Origin of the sequence: Streptomyces blattellae, assembly GCF_009709555.1 — a bacterium.
GTDB classification, from domain to species: Bacteria; Actinomycetota; Actinomycetes; order Streptomycetales; family Streptomycetaceae; genus Streptomyces; species Streptomyces blattellae.
Window position 1 is genome coordinate 82,895 of the sequence record NZ_WJBG01000117.1, and the last position, 23,655, is coordinate 106,549.

Sequence of the window (23,655 nt, forward strand, 5' to 3'; positions counted from 1 at the left end):
TTAAGGTGATATGTCGCCATTCGTGGCCGACGTCGTAGGGTTTGATCATGGCTCGCAACGTGGTGATCAGTGGTGGCGGTACGGGGATCGGGCTCGCGGCGGCGCGGCTCTTCGCCGGTGACGGGGACCGGGTGCTGCTCCTGGGGCGGCGGGCGGAGGTGCTGGCGGAAGCCGGGGTGGCCGGTGCGCTGACATGTGCCGCCGATCTCAGCGATCCGCGTGAGGTGCGCGGCGTCGCCGATTTCGTCGCGCGGGAGTTCGGGACCGTGGACGTACTGATCCACAGTGCCGGTGGTGCCGGGTATCTCGAACCGCCGGCCGAATCGGACGATCCGCTCGACGCGGTCGCCCACGACTGGACCGTCAACTTCCGGCTCAACACGCTGACCGCCGTGCTGCTCACCGAGGCGCTCAAGGAGCGGCTCGCCGAACCCGGTGGGCGGGTGCTGTTCCTCAGCTCCATCGCCGCGTTCCGGGGGTCGGGCAGCGGCGCGTACGCCGCCGCCAAGGCCGCGCTGCATCCGTACACCCATGACCTGGCCCGGCAGCTGGGGCCGCGGGCGATCACCGTCAACGTGGTCGCGCCGGGGTATGTCGAGGACACCGGGTTCTTCGGGGACACGATGGACCAGGCGCGACGGGAACGGCTCATCGAAGAGACCTCGACCGGGCGGGCCGGCACGCCCGGCGACATCGCCGCGACCCTGCACTTCCTCGCCTCCCACGCGGCCGGCCACATCACCTCCCAGGTGATCCAGGTCAACGGGGGCGCTGAGCGCGGGCATTGACCGTCAGCGGCCTGGGCGGTGCGGCGGCTCATAGGCGCGGCGGGGGGCCGTGCCGTCGCGGAGCGCGCGGCCGTCGACGTGGCCCGGCGGCAGTACCGCGTCCGCCGTGTTGACGCGGGGCAGTGCGTAGGGGTGCTCCGCGGCCAGCCAGCGGATCATCCGCTCGCGCACCATGACCCGTACCGTCCAGATGTCGTCCGCGTCCTTGGCCGTCATCAGCGCCCGCACCTCCATGGTGCTGGCGGTGGCGTCCGTGACGTCCAGGCCGTAGTGGCGGCCGTCCCAGGCCGGGCACTCGCGCAGGATGTCGCGCAGCTGCTCGCGCATCGCCTCCACCGGGGCGGAGTGGTCGACCTGCCAGTAGACGATTCCGGTCATCTGGGCGCCGCCGCGCGACCAGTTCTCGAAGGCCTTGGATGTGAAGTACGACACCGGCATGGTGATCCGGCGCTCGTCCCAGGTCCGCACGGTCAGGAAGGTGAGCGTGATCTCCTCGACCGTGCCCCACTCGCCGTCCACGACGACCGTGTCGCCTATGCGCACCATGTCGCCGAAGGCGATCTGCAGTCCCGCGAACATGTTGCCCAGCGTCGACTGCGCGGCGACACCGGCGACGATGCCGAGGATGCCCGCCGACGCCAGCAGCGAGGCGCCGGCCGCGCGCATCGCCGGGAACGTCAGCAGCATCGCGGCCACGGCCACCACGCCGACGATCGCCGCCACCACCCGCATGATCAGCGTCACCTGCGTACGGACCCGCCGGACCCGGGCCGCGTCGCGATGGGCGCGCGCATAGCGGCTGTACGACGTCTCGACGACGGCCGCGGTGATCCGGACCACCAGCCAGGCGGCGGCCCCGATCAGCACCAGCGTCAGCGTCCGGCCGATGCCGACCTGGAACTCCTCCAGCAGCTCCGCCGCGTCGTACGACCCTCTGAGCATCGCCGCGCACAGCACGACCTGGTAGGGAATCCTGGCGCGGCGCAGCAGGCCCCACAGCGGCGTCTCGCTGTGCCGTGCGTCGGCCTTGCACAGCAGCCGGTCGGTGGCCCAGCCGATGAGCAGCGGCAGCACGATCGAGCCGCCGATGACGATCAGCGGGCGGAGTATGTTCTCCATGCCTCCGAACCGTAACCGGCCGACCGGGGGCGTGAACATGGCGCCCCCGGTGCGGGTCCTGCGAGGCGGGCGTCGCGGGGCGTTGTCGTACCCGGCTGGCACCATGGCCTCATGAACATCGTGCTCTTTCACTCGACCTATGGCCTCAGGCCCGCGGTGCGTGCCGCGGCGGACCGGCTGCGCGGCGCCGGACACGAGGTGTGGACGCCGGACCTGTTCGAGGGGCGGACGTTCGAGACGGTCGAGGAGGGCATGACCTTCAATGACGAGGTCGGCAAGGACGAGCTGCTGAAGCGGGCCGTGCTGGCCGCGGCGCCCTATTCCGGGCGGGGGCTGGTGTACGCCGGTTTCTCGCTCGGCGCCTCCATCGCGCAGACCCTCGCACTGGGCGACGAGAAGGCGCGCGGGCTGCTGCTTCTGCACGGCACCTCGGACCTCGCGCCGAACGTCTCGGCGGACGATCTGCCGGTGCAGCTGCATGTCGCCGAGCCGGACCCGTTCGAGACCGACGACTGGCTGAGCGCCTGGTATCTGCAGATGGGCAGAGCGGGCGCCGACGTGGAGGTCTACAGATACGCCGGGGCCGGGCACCTGTTCACCGACCCCGGCCTGCCGGACTACGACGAGGAGGCCGCAGAGGCCACCTGGCGGGTGGCACTCGGCTTCCTCGACGGCATGGACGCGTAAGCGCTCCGCCGGCTGTGTCGACATGCGGCCTGGCCGCGGGGCCGCGCTGTGCTGTCGGCCCCTTGCCTTCGGGCAGGGGAAGCCGAATCGCGGGCAGGGTGATTCGGCGTTCCGGAAGGTAGGCGCTGACGGTGGCTGCAAACAGACGGTCGTGACGGGGGAGTTGAGGCCTGTGATCGGTGGCCGGCCGGGGTGGCGGCCTGGGCGGTCACTCACTCGGGTGATGTTGACCGATGGTGTGCGCGGCCGGGGAACACGCGAGCTGGGTTCAGGGCATGGCACGGTTTCGGATGTACCCGACGAGCGGGCAGGCGGGCATCATGCCCGGCCACTGTGCGCATGCCCGGTACGTGTGGGATCTGGCCGTCGAGCAGCACTCGCACTGGTACAAGGGGCGCAAGGCCGCGCCCGGCTTCGCCGAGCAGTGCCGCCAGCTCACCGAGGCCCGGCGTGACAACGAATGGCTGGCGGCCGGGAACGCTGACGTGCAGCAGCAGGCCCTCAAGGACTTCGGCAAGGCCAGGACCGCCGAGTACGCCAAGGTCGCCACACTCAAGGCACGCGAAGCTGACCGGCGTGAGGACTGGTGCGAGAAGACCAGCACGATGCTCGCCCGAACCTGTGACCTGGTGCGGTTCGAGAAGCTGAACATCAGGAACATGACCGCCTCCGCGAGAGGGACGGTCGACGAGCCCGGGGAGAAGGTCAGGCAGAAGGCCGGACTGAACCGGGTGATTCTCGCCCAGGGCTGGGGCCTTGTGCTCCGGCGGCGCACCGGGCACAAGGCCCCGGACGTATGGAGGACGTCCCGGCTCCGTACTCCTGTGGTGTTCAGCCGGTGCCGGAGGGTGACAACGGCCACTGTCCGTTCGAGTGCTCGTGAACCTCAACCCACCCGGGTTGGAACCCCCCTCTCTTGAGGAGGGGGAGGATGTCAAAGCAGGACACCGTCGGGGGAGCGGGCGGGTCGCCCGAGGCGACACCGTGCAGGAACGCGGGGGCGTCGTCGGCAGCGCGGTGCAAGCGAGTTGGCGCTCTGTGAAGTTCTGTGTCGACGGGGCACGAGCGATCAGGTTACTGACCGGTATGAACGAAAGCGGGCGAACTCGCAAGAGTTCGCCCGCTCTTCGGCCGGGGGTCGACCGGGAATCGTGGTTCAGGCCTTGAGGGCCGCGTCGACCGCCGTGTTGAAGTCGGCCACCGTCATCGGCACGTTGCCGTCGGAGGCCGTGAGCGTCTTGCCGTCCATCTTCAGGGTCGGGGTGCCGGTCACGCCGCTGTCGTCGAAGGTGGCCGACATCTCCAGCGCCCACTTGTCGTAGGTGCCGTTGGTCACGGCGTTCTGGAACTGCTTGTTGCCCTTCAGGGCGTCGACCGTGTCCGCGATCTCGATCAGGTAGTCGTCGTCCTTGAACTTGTCGTCCGTCTCCTCCGGGTGCCACTTAGCCGAGTACATCGCGGTCTTGTAGTCGAGGAAGGCGTCGGTGCTGACGTTCAGGGCCGCGCCGAGGGCGCTGAGCGCGTTCCTGGAGCCCTCGCCGGGCACGCCGTTGTCGATGAAGGTGGCGCCGACGTACTGGATCTTGAACTTGCCGTCCTCGACATCCTTGTCGACCGTCGCGCCGACGGCCTGCTCGAACTGGGCGCAGATCGGGCAGCGCGGGTCCTCGTACATGACCAGGGTCTTCTTGGCGCTGGACTCGCCGATGACGACGGTCGTGCCGTTCTTTCCGGTGGTGTTGGCCGGCTTGACGAGCCTGTCGTCCTTCGCGGCCTCCCAGTAACCGGGCTGGTTGCTCTGCTGCACCGCGTAGGCGATGCCGAAGGCTATCGCGAGGACGCCGACGATCGAACAGGCCACGATGACCTGGCGCTTGACCTTGTCGCGCTTGGCCTGCCGCTCGCGCTCCTGGCGCAGCCGCTCGCGGGCGGCGGACTTCGCGGCCTGGCTGTTCCGCTTGCTCATGGGGGTTCTCCAGTGGGACGCGCACCTGTCGTGCGCGGGATACGTATGGGGACTGCTGGTGCTCAGCGGCTGTTCGCGTGAAGGCTCAGGCGAAGGCCGGGCACGGCGGCCCTCGGCGTCCCAGGGAGTGCACGAGGATCCGGTCGCGGATGACGGCCGGGCGGTGGGCGGAGCGCGGCAGGCGGCGGGCCGGCGAGGCCGGGCGCACGGTCACCGCGGCGGTCGCGAGGAGCAGCGGCCGGAACGTGGTCGCCGCCACCGCGCACAGCAGCTGGGCCAGGGCCCGCTCACCGCGGCGCAGATAGGCGGCGGCCAGCAGCCCGACTCCGACATGGGCGCCCAGCAGCAGCCAGGCCGCCGTCGGGTCGACGTGGGCGAGCAGGGCGGCCTGGTCGGGGTCGGCCCCGGTGACCCGGGCCAGCGGGGTGCCGACGCCGGTGCCGCCGCCGCACAGGACGTCGAAGCCGACGGAGCGCAGCGGGCCCGCGACCGGGCCGCCCGCGGCGCCGTAGCAGACGTGCTGGCCGGTGGTGAAGACGGTGTCGGCGGCCAGCTCCAGCGGGATCAGCAGGGCGGCGATCCGCCCGAACCCGCGCTCCCGGCCGGCCAGGGCGTAGGCGATGGCGAACACGGCGGCGGCGACCGCGGCCACCGTGTTCAGCGGCAGCGGGACCCCGGACAGCAGCACGTGCGACGCGGTGCTGAGCGTCACGACGAGTGCCGTGAACAGCGCCGCGCGTACGGCTCTGAGCTGGGTCCCGGATATGTCCATGGCGGAGGAAAGTGTGTCACGTGGGCCGGTAAGGGATCCCTAAAGGGCTCCTGTGAGTGGCCCTTCCGTCACAGACCCGGAATCCGGCCGTTGCGGAACAGGTCCAGGAAGATCTGGTGGTCGGCACGCGCGCGTGCGCCGTAGCTGTGCGCGAAGTCCACCAGCAGGTCCGCGAAGCCGGCGCCGTCGTCGGAGTCCGCCGCGATCGCCGCGTCGATGGCCCGCTCGGTGGAGAAGGGCACCAGGGACTCGCCGGAGGTGTTGTCGGCCGCGGAGTGCATCGTCGCCGTCGCCCGGCCGAGGTCGGCGACGACCGCTGCGATCTCCTCCGGGTCGTCGATGTCGCCCCAGTCCAGGTCCACGGCGTACGGCGAGACCTCGGCGACCAGCTGACCGGCGCCGTCCAGCTCGGTCCAGCCCAGCCACGGGTCGGCGTGCGCCTGGAGGGCGCGCTGGGAGATCACCGTGCGGTGGCCCTCGTGCTGGAAGTAGTCGCGGATCGCCGGGTCGGCGACGTGCCGGGAGACGGCCGGGGTCTGGGCCTGCTTGATGTAGATGACGACGTCGTTCTCCAGGGCGTCGGTGTGGCCCTCCAGGAGGATGTTGTACGAGGGCAGCCCGGCCGAGCCGATGCCGATGCCGCGGCGGCCGACGACATCCTTGACGCGGTAGGAGTCCGGGCGGGAGAGGGAGGCCTCGGGGAGTGTCTCCAGGTAGCCGTCGAAGGCCGCGAGCACCTTGTAGCGGGTGGCGGCGTCCAGTTCGATGGAACCGCCGCCCGGCGCGAAGCGACGCTCGAAGTCGCGGATCTCGGTCATCGACTCCAGCAGCCCGAAACGGGTCAGCGAGCGGGCGTCACGCAGCGCGTCCAGCAGCGCGCCCTGGGCGGTGTCCAGCGTGAACGGCGGCACCTCGTCGCTCTTGGCGCCGGTCGCCAGGGCGTGGATCCGCTCGCGGTACGCGCCCGCGTACACCTGCACCAGCTCGGTGATCTGCTCGTCACTGAGCGCCTTGGCGTACCCGATCAGCGCGATGGAGGCCGAGAAGCGCTTGAGGTCCCAGGTGAAGGGGCCGACGTACGCCTCGTCGAAGTCGTTGACGTTGAAGATCAGCCGGCCGTTGGCGTCCATGTACGTGCCGAAGTTCTCGGCGTGCAGGTCGCCGTGGATCCACACCCGCGAGGTGCGCTCGTCCAGGTACGGGCCGCCGCGCTTCTCCGCGTCCTGGTCGTGGTAGAAGAGGCACGCCGTGCCCCGGTAGAACGCGAACGCCGAGGCCGCCATCTTGCGGAACTTCACGCGGAACGCGGCCGGGTCGGCGGCCAGGAGTTCGCCGAAGGCGGTGTCGAAGACGGTGAGGATCTCCTCGCCGCGTTGCTCGGCGCTGAGCTGCGGGACCGACATTGCCTGGTGCCTCCTGGTGCGGGGGTGGTGCATGACATGTGGGGCGGACCTTCCGTCCAGACCAACGTCCGAAGGTCCGCGGGAGTGCCCGTGACCCCTGGATGAAGGTACGCGGGGAACCCCCGCGAGTGTCAGTGCCGAGGCATAGACTTCGTCGCTGTCCCCCGGACCGTCCGCAGCTTGTCGGACCCTCGTCGACGTACGTTTTCCTTGGAGGCCGAAGCCGTGTCAAAGCCGCCGTTCACGCACCTGCACGTCCACACCCAGTACTCGCTGCTGGACGGTGCCGCGCGGCTGAAGGACATGTTCAACGCGTGCAACGAGATGGGCATGACCCATATCGCCATGTCCGACCACGGCAACCTGCACGGGGCGTACGACTTCTTCCACTCCGCGAAGAAGGCCGGAGTCACCCCGATCATCGGCATCGAGGCCTATGTCGCCCCCGAGTCGCGGCGCAACAAGCGCAAGATCCAGTGGGGCCAGCCGCACCAGAAGCGCGACGACGTCTCCGGTTCCGGTGGTTACACCCACAAGACGATCTGGGCGGCGAACGCCACCGGCCTGCACCACCTCTTCCGGCTCTCCTCCGACGCGTACGCCGAGGGCTGGCTGCAGAAGTGGCCCCGGATGGACAAGGAGACCATCTCCCAGTGGTCCGAGGGGCTCATCGCCTCCACCGGCTGCCCCTCCGGCGAGCTGCAGACCCGGCTGCGCCTCGGCCAGTACGACGAGGCCCTGAAGTCGGCCGCCGAGTACCAGGAGATCTTCGGCAAGGACCGCTACTTCCTGGAGCTGATGGACCACGGCATCGAGATCGAACGCCGGGTCCGCGACGGCCTGCTGGAGATCGGCAAGAAGCTCGGCATCCCGCCCCTGGTCACCAACGACTCGCACTACACCTACGCGCACGAGGCGACCGCGCACGACGCGCTGCTGTGCATCCAGACCGGCAAGAACCTCTCCGACCCGGACCGCTTCAAGTTCGACGGCACTGGCTACTACCTGAAGTCCACGGACGAGATGTACGCCGTCGACTCCTCGGACGCCTGGCAGGAAGGCTGCCGCAACACCCTCCTGGTGGCCGAGCAGATCGACACCACCGGCATGTTCGAGGCCAAGAACCTCATGCCGAAGTTCGACATCCCCGAGGGCTACACCGAGGTCACCTGGTTCAAGGAGGAGGTCCGCCGCGGCATGGAGCGCCGCTTCCCCGGCGGCATCCCGGAGGACCGGCAGAAGCAGGCCGAGTACGAGATGGACGTCATCATCCAGATGGGGTTCCCGGGCTACTTCCTCGTGGTCGCCGACTTCATCATGTGGGCCAAGAACAACGGCATCGCGGTCGGCCCCGGCCGGGGCTCCGCGGCCGGTTCGATCGTCGCCTACGCCATGGGCATCACCGACCTCGACCCGATCCCGCACGGCCTGATCTTCGAGCGGTTCCTCAACCCCGAGCGCGTCTCCATGCCCGACGTCGACATCGACTTCGACGAGCGCAGGCGCGTCGAGGTGATCAGGTACGTGACGGAGAAGTACGGCGCCGACAAGGTGGCCATGATCGGCACCTACGGCAAGATCAAGGCCAAGAACGCGATCAAGGACTCCGCGCGCGTGCTGGGCTACCCGTACGCGATGGGCGACCGGCTCACCAAGGCGATGCCCGCCGACGTGCTCGGCAAGGGCATCGACCTGAACGGCATCACCGACCCCTCGCACCCGCGCTACAGCGAGGCGGGCGAGATCCGCGCGATGTACGAGAACGAACCGGACGTGAAGAAGGTCATCGACACCGCCAAGGGCGTCGAGGGCCTGGTCCGGCAGATGGGCGTGCACGCCGCCGGCGTGATCATGTCCAGCGAGCCCATCGTCGACCACGCTCCCATCTGGGTGCGGCATACGGACGGCGTGACCATCACGCAGTGGGACTACCCGCAGTGCGAGTCGCTCGGCCTGCTGAAGATGGACTTCCTCGGCCTGCGCAACCTGACGATCATGGACGACGCCGTCAAGATGGTGAAGTCCAACAAGGGCATCGACCTCGACCTGCTGGCCCTCCCGCTCGACGATCCGAAGACCTTCGAACTGCTCCAGCGCGGTGAGACGCTCGGCGTCTTCCAGTTCGACGGCGGTCCCATGCGCTCGCTGCTGCGCCTGATGAAGCCCGACAACTTCGAAGACATCTCCGCCGTCTCGGCGCTCTACCGTCCCGGCCCGATGGGCATGGACTCGCACACCAACTACGCGCTGCGCAAGAACAAGCTCCAGGAGATCACCCCGATCCACAAGGAACTGGAGGATCCCCTCGAAGAGGTCCTGGCCGTCACCTACGGCCTGATCGTCTACCAGGAGCAGGTCCAGAAGGCCGCCCAGATCATCGCCGGGTACTCGCTCGGCGAGGCCGACATCCTCCGCCGCGTGATGGGCAAGAAGAAGCCCGAGGAACTGGCGAAGAACTTCGTCCTCTTCCAGAAGGGCGCGCGGGACAAGGGCTACAGCGACGAGGCGATCCAGGCCCTGTGGGACGTGCTGGTCCCGTTCGCCGGCTACGCGTTCAACAAGGCGCACTCGGCGGCGTACGGCCTGGTCTCGTACTGGACCGCGTTCCTGAAGGCGAACCACCCCGCCGAGTACATGGCCGCCCTGCTCACCTCGGTCAAGGACGACAAGGACAAGTCGGCCGTCTACCTCAACGAGTGCCGCCGCATGGGCATCAAGGTGCTCCCGCCGAACGTCAACGAGTCGCTGCACAACTTCGCCGCCCAGGGCGACGACGTGATCCTCTTCGGCCTGGAAGCCGTGCGCAACGTCGGCACGAACGTGGTCGACTCGATCATCCGGTCCCGCAACGCGAAGGGGAAGTACGCCTCCTTCCCCGACTACCTCGACAAGGTCGAGGCCGCCGCCTGCAACAAGCGCACCACCGAATCGCTGATCAAGGCGGGTGCGTTCGACTCCCTGGGGCACACCCGCAAGGGCCTCACCGCGCACTTCGAGCCGATGATCGACAACGTGGTGGCGGTCAAGCGCAAGGAGGCCGAGGGGCAGTTCGACCTCTTCGGCGGGATGGGCGAGGAGGACACCAGCGAGCCCGGCTTCGGACTCGACGTCGAGTTCACCACCGAGGAGTGGGACAAGACGTATCTGCTCGCCCAGGAGCGGGAGATGCTCGGACTGTATGTGTCCGACCACCCGCTCTTCGGCCTGGAGCATGTGCTGTCCGACAAGGCCGACGCGGGCATCGCCCAGCTCACCGGAGGTGAGCACGCGGACGGCGCGGTCGTCACCATCGGCGGCATCATCTCGGGCCTCCAGCGCAAGATGACCAAGCAGGGCAACGCCTGGGCGATCGCCACCGTCGAGGACCTCGCCGGTTCCATCGAGTGCATGTTCTTCCCGGCCACGTACCAGCTGGTGTCGACCCAACTCGTCGAGGACGCCGTGGTGTTCGTCAAGGGGCGGCTCGACAAGCGTGAGGACGTGCCGCGGCTCGTCGCGATGGAGCTCCAGGTCCCCGACCTGTCGAACGCGGGCACCAACGCGCCCGTGATCCTCACCATCCCGGCCACCCGGGTCACCCCGCCCATGGTCAGCCGCCTCGGGGAGATCCTCAGCCACCACAAGGGCGACAGCGAGGTGCGGATCAGGCTCCAGGGGCCGAGGAAGACGACCGTGCTCCGCCTGGACCGGCACCGGGTCAAGCCGGATCCCGCGCTCTTCGGCGACCTGAAGGTGCTGCTCGGCCCGTCCTGTCTGGCCGGCTGAGGCGCAGTCGGGCGAGAGGGGGCGTGCGCCGTGCCGGGCACGCCCCCTGTCGTGTGCCTGGGCTGCAACAGCCCGTTATGAAGATGTCAGTTGTGACCGAAGCGCTTCTGCTTGCCCTTGCGCGCGATGTCACTGGGAGTCACCTGGGACATGTGCTGCTCGGCCTGCGCCTCCATCGGGGGCTGCTGGGCCTGGTGCTGCCCGCGCTCGGACTGGGGCTGTTTTCGGTCCTGCTTCTTGTTCTTGGCCATGGTGATCTGCCTCCTGTGGGGGATCTAGGGGCCAGGGCCGCGACCAGACTCACATAGGCTGACAAGGAACGCATTTCGGATAATTACCGTCTGTGACAGCCCTTGTCGGGGGGCGATGCCCCGAAACGCCACGCCGAAGATCGAGTTCGGACCGTTAACCCTCGCGTGGTCGGGCAGACTCGAAGGAAGCCCGAAGCAAACCTCCCGGAAAGAGGGTGGATCGCGTGGACCGCTGCATCGTCCTGGTGGACGCCGGGTATCTGCTGGGGGCCGCCGCCTCTCTTCTCGCCGGAGAGCCCTCCCGCTCCCGCATCACCGTCGACCACACCGCCCTCATCCAGGGCCTGCGCGAGCGCGCCGAGTCGGACACCGAACGGCCGCTGCTGCGCATCTACTGGTTCGACGGCGCCCCCGACCGCGTCCCGCAGCCCGAGCACCGCAGGCTGCGCGTGATGCCCCGGGTCACCGTCCGGCTCGGCGCCCTGACCCGCAGCGACGGCCGCTGGGCCCAGAAGGGCGTCGACGCCGCGATGCACGCCGAGCTGACCGAGCTGGCCCGCAACCGCGCCTGCTCCGACATCGTCCTGGTCACCGGCGACGGCGATCTGCTGCCGGGCATGATGGCCGCCAAGGAGCACGGGGTCGCCGTACATCTGTGGGCCGTGCAGGCCGCCGACGGCGACTACAACCAGTCCGAGGACCTGGTCGCCGAGGCGGACGAGCGGCGCGTGCTCGACCGCACCTGGATCACCAAGGCGGTACGGGCCAAGGAACTCGGCGGGATCTGCGCGCCGCCGCCGGTGCCGCGGCCCGAGATCGCCGCGATCCTCTCCGCGCCGCTGCCGGAGTCCGCGCTCGCCTCGGCCGAGCGGTCCGCCGAGGAGCGGGAGCACCCGCCCGCGGCCACCGCCTCCGAGAACGGCACGCGGGAGCGGGTGCCGGCCCCCAAGGGCGTGCCCACCCCCAAGGACCTGGCCGCGCTGCGTGCCCCCGGCGGTGGTCAGACCGACAAGCAGCCCGCGAGCGCGACGCTGCGCTGGTCCTCCGACAGAGGCTGGGTCGACCGGCCCGGCGTCGCGGCCGAGCCGCCCGAGGTCGCCTCCATGCCGACGCTCGCGCAGCTGACCACGGCGGAACAGCGGTGGGCGGACCGGGAGGAGGACATCACCACCGTCGGCGGGGACCCGTTCGAGGTGGGGCAGGTGTTCGCGCGGCGGTGGATGGAGCGGCTCGGCGACCAGAGCCATCTGCAGAAGCTGTCGGGGATGTATCCGCGGATCCCGCATCGCGTCGACGGGGAACTGCTGCGGTACGCCGCCCGGTTCGGGCTGCTCGCCCACAAGGACGACCAGATCGACGAGCACGACCGCTACGCGATCCGGGCCGGGTTCTGGCGTGAGATCGATGCGCGCACGACCGCGGAACCCGCTTCCGCGGGGGAGTGAAACGGCACATACGCCTCCCCCAAGGGCGAGCAGAGCTTCCCGACCCCGTACCCTCGTCCCTTGTGAGCATGCGCGCGGGACAGGCACTTCGGCACGGTGGGGATGCCGTGTGCGCGGTGCGCGGGCTGACGAAGACCTATCCGGCGGTGCGGGGGCGGCGCGGGGTTCCGGCGACGCCCGAGGTCAGGGCCACCGACGATGTACGGCTGGACATCCGGCGCGGTGAGATCTTCGGGCTGCTCGGGCCGAACGGGGCCGGGAAGACCACCCTCGTACGGCAGCTGACCGGGCTGATGCGGCCGGACCGCGGCAGCGTGGAGATCCTCGGGCACGACATCGTGCGGCATCCGGAGCGGGCCGCGCGGATCCTCGCCTACCTCGGCCAGGAGTCCACCGCCCTCGACGAACTCACGGTGTCGCTGGCCGCCGAGACCACCGGGCGGCTGCGCGGCCTTGAGGTGAAGCAGGCTCGGGCCGAGCGGGACGACGTACTCGACGAGCTGGGCCTCACGCCGCTCGCCGGGCGCCCGATCAGGAAGCTGTCCGGCGGGCAGCGGCGGCTGGCCTGCTTCGCTTCGGCGCTGGTGGGGGAGCGGCCGCTGCTGGTGCTCGACGAACCGACCACCGGTATGGACCCGGTGGCCCGGCGGGCCGTGTGGTCCGCCGTCGACCGGCGCCGGGCCGAGCGCGGCACCACAGTCCTGCTGGTCACCCACAACGTCATCGAGGCGGAGACCGTCCTCGACCGGGTCGCCGTCCTCGACCAGGGACGCGTGATCGCCTGCGACAGTCCCGCCGGGCTCAAGGAGAAGGTCGCCGGGGAGGTCCGGGTCGAGCTGGTGTGGCGGGACCGGGCGCCGCTGGAGGTGCCGGAGGTCGCCGCGCTGCGGGAACGGGCCGTGGAGTCCGGGCGTCGCTGGACGCTGCGGCTCGCACCGGAGGAGGCCCGGGTGGCCGTCGCCACGGTCACCGGCGGGGCCGCGTTCACCGCCCTGGACGACTTCACGCTCGCCACACCGAGCCTGGAGGACGTGTACCTGGCGCTGGGCGGCGACGCACGGGGGCTGGTGAAGGCATGAGCGCGCGGATCGTCGTATCCGTATCCGTATGGGACAGGGGGACTGCCTCAGTGGGCCGTACGAAGGGGAGCAGCTCGACGTGAGTGTCGTATCCGCCGATGTCCTGCCGGGCGGGGCCCTGGCCGTGGAGGAGACCGCCGATGGTGCGGCCGTCCTCGGGCCGCGGGCGCGGCTGTGGCCGTCCCTCGCCGCCGTGTACCGGGCGCAGCTGTCCAGGGCGCGGGTCGCGCGGATACCGCTGCTGTTCGTGGCGACCTTCCAGTCGGTCGGGATCATGATTCTGATGCGCGGGGTCGTGGACGGCGGGGGCGAGGCGCGGGCCGTGGTGGCCGGGTCGTCGGTGCTCGTCGTGGCCTTCGTCGCGCTGAACCTGCTCGCCCAGTACTTCGGGCAGCTGCGGGCCAGCGGTGGGCTCGACCACTATGCGACGCTGCCGGTGCCGCCGGCGGCGGTGGTGCTGGGGGCGGCGGGCGCGTACGCGTCGTTCACCGTGCCGGGGACCGTCGTGACGGCGGTGTTCGGGTGTGTGCTGTTCGGGCTGCCGCTGGCGCATCTGTGGGTGCTCGCGGCGGTGATCCCGCTCGCCGGTGCCGCACTCGCCGGGCTCGGAGCGGCCCTCGGGCTGCTCGCGCCACGGCCCGAACTGGCCACGCTGCTCGGGCAGTTGGGCATGTCGGCGGCGCTGCTGCTGGGCGTGCTGCCGGCGGAGCGGATGCCGGAGGGGGTGCAGTTCCTGCGGGATCTGCTGCCGTCGACGTATGGCGTGGAGGCCTTCGCGCGTACGTTCGGGCCGCGGCCCGACTGGGCCTTCGTACTCGGTGACCTCGCCGTGTGCGGGGTGGTGGGCGTGGTCTCGCTGGCCGTCGCGACCTGGGCGTATCGCCGGGCTGCCGTCCGATGACCCACCGCACAGGTGGGCCTGGCACGATGTCAGGGTGACCGCACCGCTGAATCCTCCTCCGCCGCCGCATGAACAGCCGCCCCACGGGGGGTGGCCGCCGTCGCCTGCCGGGCAGGCGTACGGGGCCCTCGCGACGCATGATGTCCGGTACGGACAGGACGGGCCCGGGATGAAGACCGAAGTGCGGGAAGCCGCGGTGATCGCGGTCGTGGTGGCGCTGAGCGGACTGCTGCTGGGCGCGGTGTGGGCCTGGCTGGCGCCGCGGGTGCCGCTGGTGGGGGACGTCGTCGACGGGAACTGGGTCGTCTACCTCAAGGACAGCGAGGGGGAGCAGGCGGTGGGGGTGGACGGAACGTTCACCCTGCTGGCCGTCGCCTTCGGTGTCGTGAGCGCCTTGGTCGTGTTCCTCCTGCGGCGCCGTGGCGGTGTGCCGCTGGTGGTGGGGCTGGCCGTCGGGGGGCTGCTCGCGTCGCTGCTCGCCTGGCGGCTGGGGATCTGGCTCGGGCCGACCGACGACGTCATCGCCCACGCCAAGGACGTGGGCCAGGGAGCCACGTTCTCCGCGCCTCTGAAGCTGAGCGCGAGGGGCGCGTTGCTGGCGTGGCCGCTGGCCGGGCTGCTGGTGCACCTGGGGCTCACGGCGGCGTTCGGGCCCCGGGATCCGGAGCCGGACCAGCAAGTGGCGTACGGGGCGCCGCCCGCGTAGGGACAGGTCCGCTGTGGCTGCGGCGGGGGTGGTTCGCCCCCGCCGCCCCTGCTCTTCCCGTCTCCGGGGCTGCGCCCCCAGATCGCCGCTTCGGCCTGAACGGCCTCGTCCTCAAACGCGGGACGGGCTGGTTGTGGGCCTCACTCAAGCTGGTCGACGACCATGATTCGCTCGGCCCTTCTTGACGCGCCACCTGCGTTTCCGGGTCTTCTTCGACATGTCCCCTCTGCTTAACCGAGGAAGGGACCGGTGTCGAGAGGTCAGGCGCGGGCGATCGGGGCCACGATGGCGTCCGTGAGGTCGGTCAGGTCCTTCGGGGACAGCTCGACCTCCAGGCCCCGGCGGCCCGCCGAGACGCAGATCGTGGCGAAGGCCGCCGCTGAGGCGTCCAGGACCGTCCGGAGCTTCTTGCGCTGGCCCAACGGGGAGATGCCGCCCCGGACATAGCCCGTCGTGCGTTCCGCCAGGGCCGGGTCCGCCATCGCCGCCTTCTTGCCGCCCACCGCCGTCGCCAGGGCCTTGAGGTCCAGTGAGCCGGACACCGGGACGACGCCGACCACCAGCGTGCCGTCGACGTCCGCGACCAACGTCTTGAAGACCCGCTCCGGGGACACACCCATCGCCTCGGCCGCCTCCTCGCCGTAGGAGGGGTGCGCGGGGTCGTGGGCGTAGGCGTGGACCGTGAAGTCCGCGCCCGCCGCCGTCAACGCCACCGTCGCGGGCGTGCCCCCCGACTGCTGCTGCTTCTTCTTCGACTTCTTCGCCATCCGGCCTGTTCCAGGTTCAGTTGAGGTTCGTCGGGCCGCGCGTCAGGTCCGACGCCGGCAACGACGGCAGGTTACGGATGATGGCCGTCTCGGAGCGAAGGAGTTTCAGTTCGTCGCGCAGCCGCGACGCGGTGTCGGGTGCCTGGAGCAGACGCTGCTTCGTCGGGGTGTCCAGCATCATCGCGGCGGCCACGAGATACGACACCACGGCCGGCTCGTCCGGCAGTTCCGCGCCCGTCGACAGCGACCGCTCCCGGGCGCCCGCCAGCCGCTTCTGGTACTGCTGGAACGCCCGCAGCACCCCCTGGGCCAGCGCCCCCGCCTCGTCGCCGGGATCCTCCCCCAGCTCCTCCAGCTCGGCCGTCAGGAACGGACCGGACGCGTCGACCGACAGCAGCCGCACCCGGGTCGTCCCCGTCGCCAGGACCTCGAACGTGCCGTCGGCCCGCTCCCGGATCGTCGCCGCGTCCGCGACACAGCCCACGCCGTGGAACGCCTTGCCGGGGTCGGCGCCGAAGCCGGCCGCGGGCCCGCGCTCGGGCAGGGCCGTCGGGTCCGGCATGCCGGGCGCGCTGGCGGCCACCTCGTGGCCGTCGCGGATCGCCACGACGGCGAAACGGCGCGATTCGTCCTCGGGGGACTTGAGGAGTTCGCGCATCATGGCACGATAACGCTCCTCGAAGACGTTCAACGGGAGCACGAGCCCCGGGAACAGCACCGAGTTCAGGGGAAAGAGCGGAAGCCGGACGGTGGTCACGGCGCAAAAGCCTAGTGGTCGCGGCAGAACGGGCGTGCGTACCGCCCATCTGGTGGGCAACGCGGGCGACCGGGCAAGCGGAGCCGGGTGGTTTCCGCAACGGAGCCGGCGGTTTCCGCAACGGAGCCGAGCGGTTTCCGCAACGGAGCCCGGGCGGGGGAGCGACCGGCCGCACCAGGCGCTCCGCCGGCCGCGTCGACATGCGGCTCCGCCGCGGGGGTCGCGATGTGCCGTCGGCCGTCTGCGGCGCCGTAGCGGCTGGCGGCGTCCGCGCGGCGGAGCCGCAGATTCGGTACAGCCCCGCGTCCCTTCCAGGGTGCTTCCGCACCGCAGCCGACTTCGCCCGCCCCGCTCAGGCCCGTGGTCCGCGTACCGGCCGTCCCGCGTACCGCCCGTCCCGTGTACCGCCCGTCCCGTGTACCGGCTGTCCCGTGTACCGGCTGTCCCGCGGAGCGCCCGTCCCGCGGAGCGCTCAGCTCCTGCGCAGCAGCCGCGTCGCCCCCGCCGCCACCGTCGTCGCAAGGATCCAGCCGACCAGGATCATCGCCGCCGCCAGCCACTGCCAGCCGCCGCGCAGCCGCCAGAAACCCACCTGACCGAGGTCGATGACCGGCAGGAGCAGGTCGAGCGCGAAGAGGGTCGAGTTCCACGGCGGATTCTCGCCGGACTCGACCGGCGGATGGTCGGCTTGCGTGAAGGCCACCGAACTCGCCGCCCACAGCAGCGCCATCCAGACCGCCGCCCGGCCGGGCCGGTAGCCGTAGGCCACCGTCCAGTCCTGCACGTACCCCCACAGCTTGGCCGCCGCGGGGAGTGTCTCGCGCCGGCGGCGCTGCTTGGCCAGCAGCACCTCGCGGGCGTCCTCGTCCTCGCCCCCGGCCCGCAGCACGGTGGCCAGCCGCTCGTACGGCTCCGGGTTGTACTCGGCGGTCGCGGCGGCCACCCACTCCAGCCGCTCGGCGAGCGGGAACGGGCCGCGCGGCACGAGGTTCTCGTAGGCGAAGCCGCCCATGTGCAGCCGCCCGGGACCGGGCCAGCTGTCCCCCCGGTCCATCAGGTTGACGATCTTCGCCCCCGAGAGCACGACACGCCCGCGGGCCGGCGCCTTTCCGAGGAAGCGCAGCTCCGGCGTCTGGACCCGCCGCAGTGACAGTTCCTGCTCGTCGGTGAAGGTGAACCGGGCCCGCTCGAAGTCCACGGAGTCCCCGAACCGCCCGTCGTCCAGCCGCACCCCGCCCTCGCACTCGACCCGCTGGACCCGGGTCCCGCGCGCGGGTGTGGTCCCGCTCAGCAGCACGCTGCCGACACCGGCCGGGGTCAGGTACAGCGTCCGCCCCACGGTCAGCTGCGGCGCGTTCAGCGCGAACCGGGTGTACGGGTTGGCCAGCCGGGCGCCGCGCAGGCTCAGCGACACGCCGACGGTGGCCCCGCGCAGCCGCAGCTCGCCGTGCGACTCAAGCAGCTCGGCCTGGAGGTCCTGGCCGATGGTCATGCCGTCCCCGGAGATGGAACGCCCGCTGCGGTCCCGGTAGACGATGGCCTGGTTGAGCAGCAGATCCGTGCCGATGTGCGCGTCGGTCAGCCGTACCCCGTTGTGGAAGCGGCAGCGCGGCAGATGCAGATCGCCCTCCGTGTGCACCCGCGCCGCCTCCAGCCGCGGCACCGAGCAGTCCACCAGCCGTACGGTGGTGAAGCGGGCCTCCGGCAGCAGGATCTCCCGCTCGAAACGGCAGCCGCGCAGTTCGACGTAGGGCGTGACCGTGCCGCCCGCGAGGTCCAGGGTGCCGCTGATCTGCACCCCGGTGAGCTTCAGGGACGACACCCGGCCCGCAAGTGCCGGCGGGCCGTCCAGCAGCAGCCAGCACACGATCCGCGCCCGCACGGTCCGCTCGGACCCCCACGGGTGCCCGCCGTGCGGATCGTCGACGATCGGGTCGCCGCTGCTCAGGTCGTACATGCTGCCGTTGCGGAAGGCCTGCCACATGCCGGCCTCGGCGGCGGTCAGATCGTCCGGCAGCTCCCCGGCGCGGATGCCGGCCCCCTCGGTCACGGTGGTCACGTCCTCCTGTTACTCATGCTGTTACTCATGGGTTTCGTACAATCGTTCATGCCCGCTGAGTGACGCCCCGAACGCTAGCCGTGCTGCGCTTTGTGGGGGGACACCCCCCGCACCCCCCTGATCTTCCGGGTGGCGTATCAGCCATTGGAATGCGCGAACGAGGCCCGGCTCCGGTCTGCGAGAATTGAGCCCGTGATCTCCCGAATCGATCTGCGCGGCGACGCCCTCCCGGAGGGTCCCGCCCTGCGCGACCTGCTGCCCCGAGCCGACTTCGACGTTGCGGCCGCCCTTGAGAAGGTGCGCCCGATCTGCGAGGCCGTGCATCATCGGGGCGACGCGGCGCTGATCGACTTCGCCGAGAAGTTCGACGGGGTGCGTCTGGATTCGGTACGCGTCCCGGCCGCAGAACTCGAAAAGGCGCTCGAAGAACTCGACCCGGCCGTCCGCGCCGCCCTGGAGGAGTCCATCCGGCGTGCCCGTCTCGTCCACCGCGAGCAGCGCCGTACGACGCACACGACCCAGGTCGTGCCCGGCGGTTCGGTCACCGAGAAGTGGGTGCCGGTCGAGCGGGTCGGGCTGTACGCGCCCGGCGGACGGGCCGTCTACCCGTCGTCCGTGATCATGAACGTCGTCCCGGCCCAGGAAGCCGGCGTCGAGTCCCTCGCCCTCGCCTCCCCGGCGCAGGCCGGCTTCGGCGGCCTCCCGCACCCGACGATCCTCGCCGCGTGCGCCCTGCTCGGCGTCGACGAGGTGTACGCCGCCGGCGGCGCCACAGCCGTCGCGATGTTCGCGTACGGCACCGAGTCCTGCCCGCCCGCGAACATGGTCACCGGCCCCGGCAACATCTGGGTCGCCGCCGCCAAGCGCTACTTCACCGGCAAGATCGGCATCGACGCCGAGGCGGGCCCGACCGAGATCGCGATCCTGGCCGACTCCTCCGCCGACCCCGTCCACGTCGCCTCCGACCTGATCAGCCAGGCCGAGCACGACCCGCTGGCCGCCGCCGTCCTGGTCACCGACTCCGTGGAACTCGCGGACGCGGTGGAGAAGGAGCTGGAGCCGCAGGTCGCGGCCAGCAAGCACATCGACGACCGGATCGTGCCCGCCCTCAAGGGCAGGCAGTCCGCCGTCGTCCTGGTCGACGGCATCGACGACGGCCTGCGGGTGGTGGACGCGTACGGCGCCGAGCACCTGGAGATCCAGACGGCCGACGCGGGCGCCGTGGCCGACCGGGTGAAGAACGCCGGCGCGATCTTCATCGGCCCCTGGGCGCCGGTCTCGCTCGGTGACTACGCCGCCGGGTCCAACCACGTGCTGCCCACCGGTGGCTGCGCCTGCCACTCCTCGGGCCTGTCGGTCCAGTCCTTCCTGCGCGGCATCCACATCGTCGACTACACGCGGGACGCGCTGGCCGAGGTCGCGCACCACGTGGTGACGCTGGCGGAGGCGGAGGACCTGCCCGCACACGGCGCGGCGATCAAGGCTAGGTTCGGTTGGAAGGTACCCGGAAGCAAGTGACTGGCATCGACGATCTCCCCGTACGGGACGAGCTGCGCGGCAAGTCCCCTTATGGTGCGCCCCAGTTGGACGTCCCCGTACGGCTGAACACCAACGAGAACCCCTACCCGCTGCCCGAGCCGCTGGTCGAACGGATCGCCGAGCGGGTGCGCGAGGCGGCCCGGAACCTCAACCGCTACCCGGACCGGGACGCCGTAGAACTGCGCACGCAGCTGGCCAGGTACCTGACCGACACGTCCGGTCACCAGGTCGGCCTCGCCAACGTGTGGGCGGCCAACGGCTCCAACGAGGTCATCCAGCAGCTGCTGCAGACCTTCGGCGGACCGGGCCGTACCGCGATCGGATTCGAGCCGTCGTACTCGATGCACGCGCTCATCGCGCGCGGGACCGGAACGGGCTGGATCTCGGGCCCCCGCGAGGACGACTTCACGATCGATCTCCCCGCCGCCGAGAAGGCGATCGCCGAGAACCGGCCGGACGTCGTCTTCATCACCACCCCCAACAACCCCACGGGCAACGCGGTTCCGCCCGAGACGGTCCTCGCGCTGTACGAGGCCGCGCAGGCGGCGAAGCCGTCGCTGGTCGTGGTCGACGAGGCGTACATCGAGTTCAGCCACGGCGATTCGCTGCTGCCGCTGATCGAAGGCCGGCCGACTCTCGTCGTTTCCCGGACGATGTCGAAGGCGTTCGGCGCGGCCGGCCTCCGCCTCGGCTACTTCGCCGCCCACCCGGCCGTGGTCGACGCGGTCCAGCTCGTACGGCTGCCCTACCACCTGTCGGCCGTCACCCAGGCGACCGCGCTGGCCGCCCTGGAACACACCGACACGCTGCTGAAGTACGTCGAGCAGCTGAAGGCCGAACGGGACCGGCTGGTCACCGAGCTGCGGGCGCTGGGCTACCAAGTGGTGGAGTCCGACGCGAACTTCGTGCAGTTCGGGCTGTTCGAGGACTCCCACGCGGCCTGGCAGCGGATCCTCGACCAGGGAGTCCTGGTCCGGGACAACGGCATCGCGGGGTGGCTTCGGGTCAGCGCCGGAACCCCACAGGAGAACGACGCGTTCCTCGACGCGGTACGTGAACCACTGAGCTTTGTACGTGAACCGATGAGCTTTGTGGGGGACACCCCCGCACCCCCGAAGGAGCAGCGCACATGAGCCGCGTAGGACGCGTGGAGCGAGTCACCAAGGAGACGTCGGTGCTCGTCGAGATCGATCTCGACGGCCACGGCAAGGTCGATGTGTCGACCGGCGTCGGCTTCTACGACCACATGCTCGACCAGCTCGGCCGGCACGGTCTGTTCGACCTGACCGTGAAGACCGAGGGCGACCTGCACATCGACTCGCACCACACCATCGAGGACACCGCCCTCGCGCTGGGCGCCGCCTTCAAGCAGGCGCTCGGCGACAAGGTGGGGATCTACCGCTTCGGCAACTGCACGGTCCCGCTGGACGAGTCCCTCGCCCAGGTGACGGTCGACCTGTCAGGCCGCCCGTACCTCGTGCACACCGAGCCCGAGAACATGGCGCCGATGATCGGCGAGTACGACACCACGATGACCCGGCACATCCTGGAGTCCTTCGTCGCCCAGGCGCAGATCGCCCTGCACGTGCACGTGCCGTACGGGCGCAACGCGCACCACATCGTGGAGTGCCAGTTCAAGGCGCTGGCCCGAGCGCTCCGCTACGCCAGCGAGCGCGACCCGCGCGCCGCCGGAATCCTGCCTTCCACGAAGGGCGCGCTGTGACCGGGCTGTCCACCATCCTGATCGTCGTCGGGCTCTTCCTGGTCGGCGGGATCATCTCCTTCGCCAAGCAGGACATGCCGAAGAGCCTCATCGTGCTCCTCTCGATCGGCGCCGCGATGTGTCTGGCAGCGGGCGTCCTACGGCTGGAGGTGTGGAATTGAGTGCACCCAAGCAGGTCGTGGTCTTCGACTACGGCTTCGGCAATGTGAGGTCGGCCGAGCGCGCCCTCGCGCGCGTGGGGGCCGACGTCGAGATCACCCGTGACTACGACAGGGCCATGAACGCCGACGGGCTCCTCGTGCCCGGTGTCGGTGCCTTCGCCGCCTGCATGAAGGGCCTGACCGAGGCCCGCGGCGACTGGATCATCGACCGCCGTCTCGCCGGCGGCCGTCCCGTCATGGGCATCTGCGTCGGCATGCAGATCCTGTTCGCGCGCGGCATCGAGCACGGCGTGGAGACCGGCGGCCTCGACGAGTGGCCCGGCTCGGTCGAGCCGCTGCAGGCCGACATCGTGCCCCACATGGGCTGGAACACCGTCGACGTGGCGCCCGGCTCCGAGCTGTTCGCCGGTCTTGAGGCGGACGCGCGCTTCTACTTCGTGCACTCGTACGCCGTCCACGACTGGAACCTCGAAGTGCACAACCCGACGATGGCCGCTCCCAAGATCACCTGGTCGACGCACGGCAAGCCCTTCGTGGCCGCCGTGGAGAACGGTGCGCTGTGGGCCACGCAGTTCCACCCCGAGAAGTCCGGCGACGCCGGCGCCCAGCTCCTCACCAACTGGATCGGAACACTGTGAGCAAGCTCGAACTCCTCCCCGCCGTCGACGTCCGCGACGGCCAGGCCGTCCGCCTCGTGCACGGCGAGTCCGGGACCGAGACGTCGTACGGCTCCCCCCTGGAAGCCGCCCTCGCCTGGCAGCGGGCCGGCGCCGAGTGGCTGCACCTGGTCGACCTGGACGCCGCGTTCGGCACCGGCGACAACCGCGCGCTCATCGCCGAGGTCGCGGGGGCGATGGACATCAAGGTCGAGCTGTCCGGCGGCATCCGCGACGACGACACGCTGGCCGCCGCCCTCGCCACCGGCTGCACCCGGGTGAATCTCGGCACGGCCGCCCTGGAGACCCCGGAGTGGGTGGCCCGGGTCATCGCCGAGCACGGCGACAAGATCGCGGTGGGTCTGGACGTACGGGGCACCACGCTCCGCGGCCGTGGCTGGACCCGCGACGGCGGCGACCTCTACGAGACGCTGGAGCGCCTCAACAACGAGGGCTGCGCGCGCTACGTGGTCACCGACATCGCGAAGGACGGCACGCTGCAGGGCCCGAACCTGGAGCTGCTGAAGAACGTCTGCGGGGCGACGGACCGCCCGGTCGTGGCCTCCGGCGGCGTGTCCTCGCTGGACGACCTGCGGGCCATCGCCGAGCTCGTGCCGCTGGGCGTGGAGGGCTCGATCGTAGGGAAGGCCCTGTACGCGAAGGCGTTCACGCTGGAAGAGGCCCTGGAGGCTGTGTCGTCATGACGTCCGATGCCGTGCGGCGCGTGCAGAGCGGAAGTCCGTGGGAAGAGACCTTCGGGTTCGCGCGTGCCGTCGCGGCGGGCGACCGAGTGCTGGTGGCGGGCACGACGTCCTTCAAGGGCGATGTGCTGTACGGCGAGGGCGACCCGTACGAACAGGCCAGGGTGGCCTTCACCAGCGCGATCGAGGCGATCGGCGAGTTCGGGCTCGGCGTCGGGGCCGTGCTCCGTACGCGGATGTACCTGACCCACGCGCGGGACGTGGACGCCGTGGGCCGGGCCCACAAGGAGATCTTCGACGGGGTGCGCCCGGTCTCGACGCTGCTGGTCGTGGAGGGCTTCGTGGACTCGCGCATCCTGGTCGAAGTGGAAATAGAAGCATTCAGAGGACGTGCGTAAGGAGCCGGCTTC

23 protein-coding genes are annotated in these 23,655 nt (G+C 70.5%); 15 read left to right on the plus strand and 8 right to left on the minus strand.

The annotated features are described in order from the left end of the window. Nucleotides 1–47: 47 nt before the first annotated feature. Nucleotides 48–788: an SDR family NAD(P)-dependent oxidoreductase gene (locus GFH49_RS08680; RefSeq protein WP_155055218.1), complete on the plus strand. Its 741-nt coding sequence runs from the start codon at nt 48–50 to the stop codon at nt 786–788. A 3-nt stretch (nt 789–791) separates the two neighbouring features. Here GFH49_RS08680 and GFH49_RS08685 read toward each other — a convergent pair whose 3' ends face one another. Beyond that, on the minus strand, nt 792–1,907 hold the full coding sequence (locus GFH49_RS08685) for a mechanosensitive ion channel family protein (protein ID WP_155055219.1): 1,116 nt from the start codon (nt 1,905–1,907) through the stop codon (nt 792–794). 111 nt (nt 1,908–2,018) lie between these two features. On the opposite strand from GFH49_RS08685, the gene GFH49_RS08690 reads away from it, so the two are divergent. Both GFH49_RS08690 and GFH49_RS08695 read left to right on the plus strand, forming a co-directional pair. Beyond that, complete coding sequence (locus GFH49_RS08690) at nt 2,019–2,594, plus strand: dienelactone hydrolase family protein (protein ID WP_155055220.1); 576 nt, start codon at nt 2,019–2,021, stop codon at nt 2,592–2,594. Nucleotides 2,595–2,869: 275 nt separating this feature from the next. After that, the gene (locus GFH49_RS08695) at nt 2,870–3,514 is read left to right on the plus strand and encodes a helix-turn-helix domain-containing protein (protein ID WP_230396210.1); all 645 of its coding nucleotides are present in this window, start codon (nt 2,870–2,872) and stop codon (nt 3,512–3,514) included. 236 nt (nt 3,515–3,750) lie between these two features. Here GFH49_RS08695 and GFH49_RS08700 read toward each other — a convergent pair whose 3' ends face one another. The 3 genes from GFH49_RS08700 to GFH49_RS08710 form a co-directional block, all read right to left on the minus strand. Next, the gene (locus GFH49_RS08700) at nt 3,751–4,560 is read right to left on the minus strand and encodes a thioredoxin domain-containing protein (RefSeq protein ID WP_155055221.1); all 810 of its coding nucleotides are present in this window, start codon (nt 4,558–4,560) and stop codon (nt 3,751–3,753) included. A gap of 85 nt (nt 4,561–4,645) precedes the next feature. Beyond that, a complete protein-coding gene (locus tag GFH49_RS08705; RefSeq protein WP_155055222.1) occupies nt 4,646–5,332 on the minus strand; it encodes a hypothetical protein in 687 nt (228 codons plus the stop codon). Between the two features lie 68 nt (nt 5,333–5,400). Next, nucleotides 5,401–6,735 carry a DUF2252 domain-containing protein gene (locus GFH49_RS08710; protein WP_155055223.1) on the minus strand — a complete coding sequence of 445 codons (1,335 nt, stop codon included), beginning with the start codon at nt 6,733–6,735 and terminating at the stop codon, nt 5,401–5,403. Between the two features lie 225 nt (nt 6,736–6,960). Between GFH49_RS08710 and dnaE the strand changes: the two genes are divergently transcribed. Further along, entirely contained in the window at nt 6,961–10,500 is a 3,540-nt protein-coding gene (dnaE, locus tag GFH49_RS08715) for a DNA polymerase III subunit alpha (RefSeq protein WP_155055224.1), read from the plus strand. A gap of 86 nt (nt 10,501–10,586) precedes the next feature. On the opposite strand, the gene GFH49_RS39300 is transcribed toward dnaE, so the two are convergent. After that, nucleotides 10,587–10,751 carry a hypothetical protein gene (locus GFH49_RS39300; protein WP_196217900.1) on the minus strand — a complete coding sequence of 55 codons (165 nt, stop codon included), beginning with the start codon at nt 10,749–10,751 and terminating at the stop codon, nt 10,587–10,589. A gap of 224 nt (nt 10,752–10,975) precedes the next feature. Here GFH49_RS39300 and GFH49_RS08720 point away from each other — a divergent pair, with 224 nt between their 5' ends. The 4 genes from GFH49_RS08720 to GFH49_RS08735 all read left to right on the plus strand — a co-directional run bounded on the left by GFH49_RS08720 (nt 10,976) and on the right by GFH49_RS08735 (nt 14,882). Then, nucleotides 10,976–12,196: an NYN domain-containing protein gene (locus GFH49_RS08720; protein WP_155055225.1), complete on the plus strand. Its 1,221-nt coding sequence runs from the start codon at nt 10,976–10,978 to the stop codon at nt 12,194–12,196. Nucleotides 12,197–12,303: 107 nt separating this feature from the next. Then, nucleotides 12,304–13,275 (plus strand): ABC transporter ATP-binding protein, encoded by a 972-nt coding sequence (locus tag GFH49_RS08725; protein ID WP_155055332.1) that lies wholly within the window; start codon nt 12,304–12,306, stop codon nt 13,273–13,275. Between the two features lie 79 nt (nt 13,276–13,354). Beyond that, nucleotides 13,355–14,176, plus strand: a complete 822-nt coding sequence (locus tag GFH49_RS08730; protein ID WP_155055226.1) for an ABC transporter permease — start codon at nt 13,355–13,357, stop codon at nt 14,174–14,176. A gap of 34 nt (nt 14,177–14,210) precedes the next feature. Further along, a complete protein-coding gene (locus GFH49_RS08735; RefSeq protein WP_155055227.1) occupies nt 14,211–14,882 on the plus strand; it encodes a DUF2567 domain-containing protein in 672 nt (223 codons plus the stop codon). Nucleotides 14,883–15,142: 260 nt separating this feature from the next. Here GFH49_RS08735 and ybaK read toward each other — a convergent pair whose 3' ends face one another. The 3 genes from ybaK to GFH49_RS08750 all read right to left on the minus strand — a co-directional run bounded on the left by ybaK (nt 15,143) and on the right by GFH49_RS08750 (nt 18,456). Next, complete coding sequence (gene ybaK, locus GFH49_RS08740) at nt 15,143–15,649, minus strand: Cys-tRNA(Pro) deacylase (RefSeq protein ID WP_155055228.1); 507 nt, start codon at nt 15,647–15,649, stop codon at nt 15,143–15,145. Between the two features lie 16 nt (nt 15,650–15,665). After that, a complete protein-coding gene (locus GFH49_RS08745; protein WP_155055229.1) occupies nt 15,666–16,406 on the minus strand; it encodes an LON peptidase substrate-binding domain-containing protein in 741 nt (246 codons plus the stop codon). Nucleotides 16,407–16,878: 472 nt separating this feature from the next. Beyond that, the gene (locus GFH49_RS08750) at nt 16,879–18,456 is read right to left on the minus strand and encodes an oxidoreductase (RefSeq protein ID WP_155055333.1); all 1,578 of its coding nucleotides are present in this window, start codon (nt 18,454–18,456) and stop codon (nt 16,879–16,881) included. 201 nt (nt 18,457–18,657) lie between these two features. Between GFH49_RS08750 and hisD the strand changes: the two genes are divergently transcribed. The 7 genes from hisD to GFH49_RS08780 are packed head-to-tail and all read left to right on the plus strand — an operon-like array spanning nt 18,658 to nt 23,643. After that, on the plus strand, nt 18,658–19,983 hold the full coding sequence (gene hisD, locus GFH49_RS08755) for a histidinol dehydrogenase (RefSeq protein ID WP_155055230.1): 1,326 nt from the start codon (nt 18,658–18,660) through the stop codon (nt 19,981–19,983). Then, nucleotides 19,980–21,137, plus strand: coding sequence for a histidinol-phosphate transaminase (locus GFH49_RS08760; RefSeq protein ID WP_155055231.1), 1,158 nt, complete (start codon nt 19,980–19,982; stop codon nt 21,135–21,137). Before hisD ends, GFH49_RS08760 begins: the two co-directional genes overlap by 4 nt. Further along, nucleotides 21,134–21,727, plus strand: a complete 594-nt coding sequence (gene hisB / locus GFH49_RS08765) for an imidazoleglycerol-phosphate dehydratase HisB (RefSeq protein ID WP_155055232.1) — start codon at nt 21,134–21,136, stop codon at nt 21,725–21,727. The genes GFH49_RS08760 and hisB overlap by 4 nt, the downstream gene beginning before the upstream one ends. After that, entirely contained in the window at nt 21,724–21,888 is a 165-nt protein-coding gene (locus GFH49_RS39305; protein ID WP_196217901.1) for a CG2302 family histidine operon protein, read from the plus strand. Before hisB ends, GFH49_RS39305 begins: the two co-directional genes overlap by 4 nt. Then, entirely contained in the window at nt 21,885–22,526 is a 642-nt protein-coding gene (gene hisH, locus GFH49_RS08770) for an imidazole glycerol phosphate synthase subunit HisH (RefSeq protein ID WP_155055233.1), read from the plus strand. Before GFH49_RS39305 ends, hisH begins: the two co-directional genes overlap by 4 nt. Next, nucleotides 22,523–23,248 (plus strand): bifunctional 1-(5-phosphoribosyl)-5-((5-phosphoribosylamino)methylideneamino)imidazole-4-carboxamide isomerase/phosphoribosylanthranilate isomerase PriA, encoded by a 726-nt coding sequence (gene priA / locus GFH49_RS08775; protein ID WP_155055234.1) that lies wholly within the window; start codon nt 22,523–22,525, stop codon nt 23,246–23,248. Before hisH ends, priA begins: the two co-directional genes overlap by 4 nt. After that, nucleotides 23,245–23,643: a RidA family protein gene (locus tag GFH49_RS08780; RefSeq protein ID WP_155055235.1), complete on the plus strand. Its 399-nt coding sequence runs from the start codon at nt 23,245–23,247 to the stop codon at nt 23,641–23,643. The genes priA and GFH49_RS08780 overlap by 4 nt, the downstream gene beginning before the upstream one ends. Nucleotides 23,644–23,655: the final 12 nt, after the last annotated feature.

Excerpts from the sequence above, each read along its gene's own strand:
- GFH49_RS08680 (WP_155055218.1), top strand. The coding sequence starts at position 48 with ATGGCTCGCAACGTGGTGATCAGTGGTGGCGGTACGGGGATCGGGCTC.
- GFH49_RS08685 (WP_155055219.1), bottom strand. The coding sequence starts at position 1,907 with ATGGAGAACATACTCCGCCCGCTGATCGTCATCGGCGGCTCGATCGTG.
- GFH49_RS08690 (WP_155055220.1), top strand. The coding sequence starts at position 2,019 with ATGAACATCGTGCTCTTTCACTCGACCTATGGCCTCAGGCCCGCGGTG.
- GFH49_RS08695 (WP_230396210.1), top strand. The coding sequence starts at position 2,870 with ATGGCACGGTTTCGGATGTACCCGACGAGCGGGCAGGCGGGCATCATG.
- GFH49_RS08700 (WP_155055221.1), bottom strand. The coding sequence starts at position 4,560 with ATGAGCAAGCGGAACAGCCAGGCCGCGAAGTCCGCCGCCCGCGAGCGG.
- GFH49_RS08705 (WP_155055222.1), bottom strand. The coding sequence starts at position 5,332 with ATGGACATATCCGGGACCCAGCTCAGAGCCGTACGCGCGGCGCTGTTC.
- GFH49_RS08710 (WP_155055223.1), bottom strand. The coding sequence starts at position 6,735 with ATGTCGGTCCCGCAGCTCAGCGCCGAGCAACGCGGCGAGGAGATCCTC.
- GFH49_RS39300 (WP_196217900.1), bottom strand. The coding sequence starts at position 10,751 with ATGGCCAAGAACAAGAAGCAGGACCGAAAACAGCCCCAGTCCGAGCGC.
- ybaK (WP_155055228.1), bottom strand. The coding sequence starts at position 15,649 with ATGGCGAAGAAGTCGAAGAAGAAGCAGCAGCAGTCGGGGGGCACGCCC.
- hisB (WP_155055232.1), top strand. The coding sequence starts at position 21,134 with ATGAGCCGCGTAGGACGCGTGGAGCGAGTCACCAAGGAGACGTCGGTG.
- GFH49_RS08780 (WP_155055235.1), top strand. The coding sequence starts at position 23,245 with ATGACGTCCGATGCCGTGCGGCGCGTGCAGAGCGGAAGTCCGTGGGAA.